Genomic DNA, 2,661 nt, shown 5'->3' on the forward strand with positions numbered 1-2,661 from the left:
CAGATAATCATCAACCCATCACACTATGAGAGACCTTTGCATAAATAGGAACAATCATCAGAAATCCACTTTTCACCCACTTGGCGATTTTTTAAACCCAGTCTTAGCCCTGCTAGGACAAGGTTTAAAGAAATCACCAATTGGGCAAAAATTGGATTTTGCTAATCATCCCTATCAGCAATCTCACTTTGATATAGTTTAGTCTTTTGACCGTCGCGCAAAATGGCTTTTACTTTTTTTGACATTTGTTTTTTAGTGTTCATCTAATCTCCTTTTATTAATTATGTCAAAATTGACACCTCAAAACCCCAAATTAATGGGGTTGTTGCTTGAGTTTATAGTTTCAGTTACTTTCGTATTTGTTTACGTAAAAATGATGCATATTTTTGATTTTTAAAACGCGTTCTAGTCTTAAATTCATTGATAACTTCATCATAAGAGCCTGTCCACACAGCGCCAACTGAATCATAGCCTACTGAATCAACAATACGGTAACTCTTAAGTCTATCGTGTTTTTGGATATTAGCATGGGATAAGAAGACTGTTGTCCATCCTTTGGTAAACTTAGTACCTTTGTAATTCATAGTCATAAGTTCTACACAAGAACCGCTCCACATAACATCAGTTGACTGGTCTTCCTTTCTTCTAACAATACGACAAGTCTTAGATTTATTTCGTTGTTGACTCTCAAGGGTAAGTCCACCAAAATCCTTAGAAACCGTAGTCGTCCAACCTTTATTAGGCTTATTGCCTTTAGTACTACCATATTTATCTATAAAGTCTGAACAACCACCCTTCCACATAACATCAGACTCTTTATTTTCATCCATAAATTTTGTGGTGCTAACAATACGACAACTCTTAAATTTATTTTGTTGCTGAATCCTTTCATCAGTTGTGATTATTGTTTTCCAGTTTTTATTAAAAGCATCACTATGTATTAGTTTGTTTGTTTGTAGTTTTGCGCCATTTGTTACATTTGCGATAATCGCTAATAATGTTAGTGTTATTAGTTTTTTTCTCATTTTATTTCTTCCTTTTATTAATTATGTCAAATTTATGCAAAGGCCTCACTTTATAATTTCAAATATTTTTTTACAATCCTTTTCCAAGCTTTGAAGTATAGGGATATCTGAAAATTCCTGTATTTCACGTATAGCTAAAGGCGAACTAGAGCATAAACCAGAGATAGCATCTGGGACTAAGCCAAATTTATCTTGCAAAGCATAAAGTCCGCCAAATACAGCGATTGAATCTGACGCACAGAATACAAGTTTGTTAATGCGTTTTTGTATTTCTGGCATTTTTAATAACATGGCAGTTTCCCTTTGGAATATGCCATCTGAAAACTCAATAACAATATAATCATTTGGGTTATTGCCATATTTGAGATCAAAGGCTTGAAACATACTTAATAGTTGATTTCCTTCCAGCATATAAGTGGATGGATAGCCAAAATAAGTAAAATCTGCTACATAATCGGCACCACAATCATCCATTAATGAAATATCTTTAAGGCTTGCTACGCCTGTGATTTTTGCCGCTCGAACACTTTTTCCCATTGATGAAAGAGCGTAACAAGACGCAGCAGCAGCATAAGTTTTTCCGCTATTCATTGCTGTGCCAACACATAGGATAAGCTTTGATCTCGCTTTATTGTGATAAGTATCTATCTTTGGATGAATAAGCGAATAATTAGTGGTATTTATTACCTTTCCTTCATTGTCACAAACATACCCCAAAACTTTAATTTTTGTTGTGACACTAAACAGTTGATTTTTTGTTTTTACATTTCCGATTACACCACCTTGATGAAATAGTTCAACAAATTCTTGTGGTGAATCGGGGACTACTCCTTCACATTGATCGGGTGCATAGCGAGAACCAAAGACAAAAACTACCTGCTTACCTACATTGATAGTATGTATTCTACCTAACTTGCTTTCTATTGTGTTATGGCACCCAAGCTCAATAACTTCGCCAACAACAAGATCACCAACAGCAGGGCACTTTTGCTTGAAAGAGCTATATTGCTTGATTACCGATCTTTTAACAGAAAATGCTGCACTGGAAATTATGCAACTAGATTTTATTTTTTTCATTTAATATCCTTAAAAATTGAATTTATACATAAGACTCTTGCAGAACATATCCTCTATTGAGGATAAATAGGAATGATTAGTAAAATTAAATCAAGAAGCTTCCGCTTTTCCTTGACTTAATTTTATACTTTCTTGGTACACATCCACTGGTTTTTATACTTCCCAAATCCAAAAATAAAACCATCCAAACCCCAAACCCACAATCAAAACCAAAAAAATGCACCCCATTCAAACCCTGCCTTCAGCAAAACACAGGCATTTTCTCTGAATTTGACAAAACAGGTGTAAATTATCCAATATTTTGGATGATTTGGTTTTTTCAGGTGCCATAAAGCCTCCTCTAATCAGGATTTTGTAATGAACCTTAGTGTTATTTATTCTAAATCAGGATAATAACGGTTTAAACGCTTTGATGTCGTTTAATACCTTGGTGAGTAATTGATAGTATTGTGCCTGGCATTTAATAATAACTTTTCTACCTGTTTTAATGACTTTAGCAGCAATGGCGTAAAGACGATAGCGTATATACTTTGCCCTTTTATTGACAAACTCAAAGGGC

General features: G+C 34.4%; 2 protein-coding genes. Both read right to left on the reverse strand.

All coding sequences use genetic code 11. The features are described from left to right. Window positions 1-347 precede the first annotated feature (347 nt). A complete protein-coding gene (locus tag BBROOKSOX_RS09895; RefSeq protein WP_139661544.1) occupies window positions 348-1,025 on the reverse strand; it encodes a hypothetical protein in 678 nt (225 codons plus the stop codon). Between the two features lie 45 nt (window positions 1,026-1,070). Then, window positions 1,071-2,102, reverse strand: coding sequence for a hypothetical protein (locus BBROOKSOX_RS09900; protein WP_139661547.1), 1,032 nt, complete (start codon window positions 2,100-2,102; stop codon window positions 1,071-1,073). Window positions 2,103-2,661 lie beyond the last annotated feature (559 nt).

The organism is bacterium endosymbiont of Bathymodiolus sp. 5 South (assembly GCF_900128535.1).
Taxonomy (GTDB): Bacteria; Pseudomonadota; Gammaproteobacteria; order PS1; family Pseudothioglobaceae; genus Thiodubiliella.